Origin of the sequence: Paraburkholderia lycopersici, from assembly GCF_900096975.1 — a bacterium.
Classification (GTDB): Bacteria; Pseudomonadota; Gammaproteobacteria; order Burkholderiales; family Burkholderiaceae; genus Paraburkholderia; species Paraburkholderia lycopersici.
In genome coordinates, this window is record NZ_FMYQ01000060.1 from 1 (window position 1) to 7,931 (window position 7,931).

Genomic DNA, 7,931 nt, shown 5'->3' on the forward strand with positions numbered 1-7,931 from the left:
CTTTTCGTTATTCATAAATTAAGGTATCCAAAATACTCAAGGCGAGCGTCGGCCCCGGCTGGCTGTCCGGTATCAGGCTCGATATGGGGGGAAATCGAAACGCGAGGCTGCTACGGGTGCGTTTCAGGAAAGCGAAGGGATTGGAAGAGCAACCAGGAAGGTGTTTCGGACTGCCACGAACAGGCGGGGGAGAAAATCACCTGCTTTGGGTAGATTGATCATCTAAAATTACCGAATTGCTCAAAAAATTGGCATAAAACGTCCAAATTGCTCCGCTTCGCAAGAAAAATGTAACACAGAACGCCGCCGGAGTATCAAAGGGACATATCGAACGGTCAAACTTGTCCATTTGAAGGACCGATGCCGGTCTCGGGAAACAGGGAATAGCCATTCGACCTGTTTTTAACCCCTCTGACGGCTCCGCGCGACGCCACCAAGGGTCGGGATGGCCGCCCGCTCACGCCGCCACCACGCCGCGATTTTCCGAATTTGTAATATTTGTAATATTGTGTGTGGCGCACCGGACCGGCGTCGATGGTCAATTTTCGTTTCGAAAACATGTGGCTTGCTTATTTTTCGAGCAGGGAAGCCCAAATCCACGCATTTTGCATTCCGAAATTTCGCCGCGACACCATTTCCTGTTGGCCCTCAGCAAATCATCATCTCAAAAATTGAATCCGGCCCTCGTCGGTGATATATGTCCTTGCAAACCGTTGCCTGCACAACAGACGGCAGCATTGCCCGAGGTCTGCACGAAGGCCGGAAGTGGCCACGGGCGGCTCTTCGACTGAAAACCGGGAGTGACAACAAGGATGAAAGACACACAGGGCCGTGACATGGCGCGGCTTGGCGACACCACCGACCACGGCGGCAAGGTCATCCAGGCCACTGGCGACCTGACCCACATGGGCATTCAGGTCGCCCTTGATGGTCATCTCGTGATGTGCCCGAAGTGCGGCGGCCCCTTCCCGATCATTGCCCTCGGCCAGCGCACCCACAAGGGTACCCGCGTCGCCTACCTGGGTGACAGGACCGCGTGCGGTGCCACGCTCATGCGCGCCTGATTCCCGTTCCCTGCCATGTCCACGTACAAACCCACGCAGCCCCGCACGCTGGCCCTCTCGGGGGCTGCGCTTCCCACGACCTACGAGGGTGATCCGGTGCTTGTGCCCACGCGCCTGTGGGGCACAGAAACACTGGGCAGGCTGTCGGAATACACCGTCGAGGCAAAGACACCCGATGCGCGGAACTTCTCGCCCAGTGTGAGCGCCAATGTCGACCTCGATGCGCTGGTCGGCACGGAAGTGACGGTGTCGATAGAGATACCGGGCTTCGGGACATTTATCGCGGGCATGCCCGGCAACACCGGGGCGGGCAATATCGGCGCGTACACGAGGGAGATCACCGGTCTGGTCGATTCGGCGTGCATCGTGCGCGAGGAAGGCCGCTCCGTCGTCTACCAGCTTGTCATCCGCCCATGGCTGCATCTGGCGACGCGCTCCCGGGACTGCCGCCTCTTCCCGGGCATGGATGTGGTGGAGATATCCGAGACTGTACTGAAGAAGTACGGGTATTCCTATGAACTGCGCCTCGCCGGTCCCGGGCTCAAGGGCGGGTATCCGAAGCGTGATGTGCAGCGGCAGCACTTCGAAACGGATTTTGGATTCCTGCAGCGCCTCTGGGAAGAATGGGGGCTCTGGTGGTGGTACGAGCACTCCGGCGGCTTTCACCATCTGATACTGGCTGACACGCTGGGCGCGTTTCACCGCCACGGTCCGGCGCACGAAACGGTACGTTATCTTGCGCCGGGCGGCAAACGCATTGATGAAGAGCATATCGATGCGTTTTCGGTCACGAGCACGCTCACTACGGGCAAGGTCACGAACGTCGACTTTGACTACATGTCGCCGCGCATGGGCCAGCAGGTCACGCCCCTTTCCGAAAGCAGCGAGATACCGCGCAACACGGCCAACGCGCACCTCGATGTCTACCAGTGGGGGGACTTTGCGCAACCGATGGCGGGCTGGCGCGGGCTGAACGGTCAATCGAACGACGGTCGCGCGGAAGCGGCACATCTCGCCCGCGTGAGCATGGAAGCCCTGCACTGCGAGGGGCTGCGCGCGAAGGGCCATGGCAACCTGCGCGGGCTCGTGACGGGCCAGAGTTTCACGCTTGAGGGCTATCCGCAGAAAAAAGCCAACCGCGAATATGTGGTGGTTTCGTGCGCGCTGAAGATCACCGAAGTGGGTGTCGAGGCCGGGGCTCCGCAGGCATTCAGTTGCGAGTCTGACTTCGAGGTGCTGCCCTCGAACATCTACTTCCGCATGCCGCAGATCACACGCAAGCCACGCACGAGCGGACCGGAGTACGCGGTGGTGGTCGGCCCTGAAGGTCATGACGTCTGGGTCGACGCCCAGCATCGGGTGAAGCTCCAGTTCCCGTGGGACCGTCTTGGGCGGTTCGACCAGAACTCCAGCATCTGGGTACGTGTGGCGATGCCGTGGCAAGGCAGCCAGATGGGCGCATCGTTCATTCCGCGCATTGGCACTGAAGTGCTGGTCGATCACATCAATGGCGATCCGGACCTGCCCATCATCGTTGGCTGTCCGGCCAATGGTGCCAATCCCCCTGCATGGATGCTGCCGGGAAACCAGACGGTCTCGGGCATGCGCAGCCAGAGCTTCGACGGCGGCGCGCAGGCCAACCATCTGGCGTTCGATGACACGAAGGGTGAATTGCAGGCGCAACTGTCCAGTGACCATGGCGCATCGATTCTCAGTCTCGGGTTTATCCGTCGGCTGCTAGGCAACAAGGGGCGGCAGGACGCACGCGGGACCGGGTTCGAACTGCGCACTGACCTGTGGGGCGTGCTACGCGCCGCAAGAGGCCTGCTCGTGTCGACCGAGGCGCGCAGCAACGCGAAAAATCACGCGAAGGATATCGGCGAAACGGTGGCGCGGCTCACCCAGGCGCGCGATCTTCAGGAGAGCATGGCGGGGCTGGCGCAACAGCACGGCGCACAGCAGCACGACGCCGACCAGAGCGATGTCGCGAAGGCGATCAAGGACCAGAACGACGCCATCCGTGGCAGTGGTGGCTCCGACAGCACGGACTTCCCGGAATTCACCGCACCGCACCTGCTGCTGGCCAGCCCCGCCGGTATCGAAACGACGACGACGGGCAGTACACACATCGCGAGCGACCAGAACCTCGCGCTCACCACGGGCGGGCACGTCGGTATTGCGGCAGGTCAATCGTTTCTTGCCAGCATCGCCAATGTGTTCTCGGTGTTCGTGCAGAAGCTCGGCATCATGCTGGTGGCTGCTTCCGGCAAGGTTCACATCGAAGCGCAGGACGACCAGATCGAACTCGTCGCAAAGAAGGCGCTGGAACTCATCAGCACGACCGACTGGATCGAGCTGAAGGCCAAACAGGGTATCCGCCTGAACGGCGGCGGCACGGAACTGGAGATCAGCCCGCAGGGGCTGCTCGGCTTCACGAACGGCCAGCATCACATTCACGCAGCCAGTCACTCCACAGACGGTCCACAGGCGAAAGGCAGCGGCTTTCCGGCGTCGCCGCAGTCGGGGCCGGGCCAGCTTGAAGTGTTGCGCAGGTACGTGACGGGTTCGCCCGTGGGCGGCAGCGACTTCAAGGTGACGGACAGCCTGGGCGCGGTGCACAGCGGCACGCTCGATGCGAACGGCCGCGGCATGGTCAGCGGCCTTGCGGCGGGTGCGGTGAGCGTGCTGCTCGGCCACGATCCACACGATCCATGGGTGATCGGCAGCTACCAGAAGCCACCGGCGTGGCAGCCCGTTGACGAACAGCCTGTCGCTGCCGCCTGAACCGCCTTCAGCGTCCCCAAAGAACAATACATCCGCAATTCATGGCTACCCAGCAATCCGCCCATGCCGCAGTCGACGCGGCCATTGTCCCGCTGAACAACGTTCTCGTCGCCGACCTTGGCGCGGGCGCGCATCGCTTCGACCAGTGGCTGCGCGAGTACACCGGCGGCTATGTCACGCTGGAGCGCGTCAAGGAGGTCTCCGCTGCCCTGCCGGTGCTCGGCAACATCATGGCGGCGGTGGACGTGTGCGGCGACATCGTCACGCTCTACGAAAACCGGAATGCGAAGCGCCCGGAGATCGAGCAGATTCTGGACTGGGCGAGCCTCGGCATCAACCTGATCGGGGTGCTGCCCATCCCGCCGGGCACGGCAGCAGCCCGCATGACGCTGCGTCCGACGCTGGGCATCGTGCGCCAGGCGGTGAAAGCCGGTGCGAAGGAGCTGGGCGAAGCGATTGTCGGCGTGATCGCGGCGCACTTTACCGCCACGCTCATGGGCGAACTCAAGCCGTTCGTCGAGCAGGCGAAGGCCCGGCTGCAGGAAATCCTCAAGGACTGCGCCACCCAGGCCGAGAAGAACCTGACCACGCTGGCCGATGCACTGGACGCCATCGCACGCGGGCAGCTTGCCGATCCGGGCGCGAATCTGCGTGCGGCACGCGTGCGTGTGTCACAGGTGTCGGCGAGTGCACTGGTGCACTCGCCGCTGAAGTCGATCGACAACCTGTTCGGCGCGGTGTGGGAAGTCAGCAAGGCGGTGGGGAAAGCGGACATCAACGCGGTGGCGAGCCTTGCGCCGCAGAACGCCAGGGCGGCGATTCATACCCTGGCAGCGGAGCTGCGCGGCTTCATTCCAGTGGTGAAGAACAAGCTCGCGAGCCTGTCGCGCGAGGATGTGGGCACGATCATGTACATGCTCAACATCCTGATCCGCGCGGTTCAGGTCTATGAGCAGAAAAAACACGCCATCGAGGCGACCGTGAAGAGCAACGCTCCCAGCCAGGCGAAGAAGCAGCACGGCGGGGATGAAGTCGAGGTGCGCAGCGACGAGGCGATGGCGCAAAAGCCCTCGCCGGGGTGCAAGAAATGCGCCATCGGCCAGCCTGCGGCGGCGACGGGCCTGTCCATCGGTTTTGCACTGGGCGAAGAGACGTTCACGCACGTAGACTTCGTTCTGCCGGGTGTCATGCCCGTGGAATGGGCGCGCACCTACCGTTCGAATTTCGGGGCGCATGACGAAGGCGGCCCGATCGGTGCGCGCTGGACCACGCCGTTCCATGCCAGCCTTGAGGTCACCGGCCCTAAGCTGGTGCATCACGATGCGTCGGGGCGCAGCGTCACCCATCCGCTGCCCGCAACCGGCAAGACCCACTACGATCCGGTTGAACAGGTCACGATTACGCACGTATCGGCTGACGAGATCACGCTGCGCCACGGCGAGGTGATCACGGAGACGTTCCGGCGTGAGGGCGCACGGTACCGCCTCACGAAGATCGCTGACCGGCCGGGCAACGCCATTGCGCTGGCGTATGCCGACGGGCAACTGGCCACCCTTGCCACCTGCACGCGCGAGGTCGTCGCGTTCACGCACGATGAAGCGGGCCGCATCACGCGCATCGCGCTGCTTGATGACAAGGGCGGGCCCGCGCGCACGCTCGCGTCCTACCGCTATGACGAAGCGGGCGACCTTGTGGGCGCGACCGACGAGAACGGCGCGTCGTGGTCCTATGCGTATTCGCACCACCTCGTCACGCGCTACACCGACCGCACCGGGCGCGGCATGAACCTGCAATGGGACGGCACGCATCTGGACGCGAAGGCGGTGCGCGAGTGGGCCGACGATGGCACGTTCGATACGCGCCTCGAATGGCACGAGCGGCTGCGCCTGACGTTCGTCACCGATGCGCTGGGCAATACCACGCAGCAGTACTACGACATCAACGGCTATCCGTACCGGGTGGTCTATCCGGACGGCACCGAGGAATGGTTCTTCCGCGACGCGGCGAAGAACATCACGCGCCACGTCCACCCGGACGGCACCGAAGAGTCGTTCACGTGGGACGAACGCAGCAACCTCACGTCGCATGCCACGCAGGACGGCCGCACGACGTATTACGTCCACGACCGGCACGACAACCTGACGGGCATCCAGGACCCGGAAGGCTACCGCTGGGAGCGGTACCACGACAGCAAGGGTAATGTCATCGAAGCGACTGACCCGCTCGGGCGCGTGACGAAGTACGGGTACAGCCGTGAGGGGCTGCCCGTCGAAATCACCGACGCGAAGGGCGGCAAAAAGCAGATCGCGTGGCGCGCGGACGGCCAGATCGCAAGCTTTACCGACTGCTCGGGCAAGACTTCCACGTGGAAATACGACGAACGCGGGCGGCTCGTCGAGGCGAAGAACGCGGCGGGCGAAGCGACGCGCTACGAGTATGAGGCTGGGCAACTGGCGGCACTGATCCGGCCGGACAAGACGCGCGAGGTGTTTGAACGCGACGCCGAGGGACGGCTGCTTGTGCATACCGATCCGCTCGGCCGGCAGACGCAGTACTGCTATACCGATGCGGGCCTGCTCGCGAAGCGCATCAATGCGCGCGGCGACGCGCTGGAATACATGTGGAACCGGCTTGGCCAGATTACGAAGCTGCGCAACGAAAACGCCAGTGAATATGTGTTCGGCTACGACCGGTACGGGCGCCTGAACTCCGAGACAGATTTCGACGGCCGCACCACGCAGTATTACCGCACGGGAGGCGCACGGGTGACAAACCGGCTCTCCGGCGACGTGACGCAGGCGTTCGGCTATGACGCAATGGGGCGCCTTGCGCACCGCCGTGGGTGGAAGGCCCAGTTCACAGACAGCGGGCGCGTGTTCCTCGAGCCGCAGGGCGATGTGCACGTGGATGAGGAGACGTTCTCGTATGACGGCTTCGGGCGCTTGCTGCAGGCGCTCAACGGCCATGCACGCGTGCGGCGCGCGTACGACGCACTGGGCAACCTCGGGCGCGAGGAACTGCACATGTGGGTCGAGAATCGGGCGCGGGCGTTCGTGTGGCGTCACGAATATGACGAACTGGGCGTGCGCACGGCGACCGTGCGCCCGGACGGCCACCGCCTCGACTGGCTGACCTACGGAAGCGGCCACATGCACGGGCTGATGCTCGATGGCGCGACGGTGGCGGACTTCACGCGCGATGACGCGCACCGCGAAACGGGCCGCGAGCTGGGCAACGGTCTGACGCAGACCACAGCGTATGACGAGGCGGGTCGGCTCGCACGGCAGGTCCTGCAGGGCACGGGCGGCAAGGTGGCCGAGCGGCGCTATGGCTACGATGCGGCGGGACAACTGACGCAGATCGCCGACATGCGGCACGGCGAGACGCGCTACGCGTATGACCCGCTGGGGCGGCTCACGCGGGCGCAGGGGGCATACGGAGAAGAGAAGTTTGGCTTTGATCCGGCGAGCAACATCCGCGTGCCGACCGCGCTGGATGAGCACGGTATCGGGGTACTGGGCGGCAAGCTCTCCTCCCCTCTGCTGGACAACCTGCTGAAGGAGTTCGCGGGCACCCACTACGGGTACGACGATCGCGGCAACCTGAGCGAACGCAGGCACAACGGCGAGCGCATGACGTTCGGCTGGGACAGCTTCAACCGGATGGTACGGGCGAGCGACCGGCAGATGGAGGCGACGTACCGCTACGACGCGTTGGGGCGGCGCATCTCGAAGCTCACCGAGCCGCACGTGGTTACGTCGGGCATGGACGGCAGCGGGTACGGGGACGTGCTGCGTGCGCGCCTGAAGGCCGGGCACGGCTACGGGCTGACGGTGTACGGCTGGGACGGCGACACGCTCGCGTGCGAGATGGACTGCGAGCAGCGCGCGACCACGCACTATATCTATGAGCCGGGCAGCTTCACGCCGATGATGCAGGCGCGCGGGGCGTTGGCGATGGGTGGTTCATCCGATGTGCCCGAAGCGCCGCAACCGTTCAGGGCGCTGGCGTACTATCATTGTGACCAGATCGGCACGCCACGCGAGTTGACGGATGCGGCGGGCGAAGTAGCGTGGAACGCGT

3 protein-coding genes are annotated in these 7,931 nt (G+C 63.9%); all 3 read left to right on the forward strand.

The window, feature by feature from the left end; genetic code table 11:
* Positions 1 to 812: 812 nt before the first annotated feature.
* Positions 813 to 1,064 (forward strand): PAAR domain-containing protein, encoded by a 252-nt coding sequence (locus BLU17_RS31825; RefSeq protein WP_092006659.1) that lies wholly within the window; start codon positions 813 to 815, stop codon positions 1,062 to 1,064.
* A 15-nt stretch (positions 1,065 to 1,079) separates the two neighbouring features.
* A complete protein-coding gene (locus BLU17_RS31830) occupies positions 1,080 to 3,848 on the forward strand; it encodes a type VI secretion system Vgr family protein (RefSeq protein ID WP_092006662.1) in 2,769 nt (922 codons plus the stop codon).
* Positions 3,849 to 3,889: 41 nt separating this feature from the next.
* A partial coding sequence (locus BLU17_RS31835) for a DUF6531 domain-containing protein (protein WP_092006665.1) occupies positions 3,890 to 7,931 on the forward strand: 4,042 nt, incomplete at its 3' end.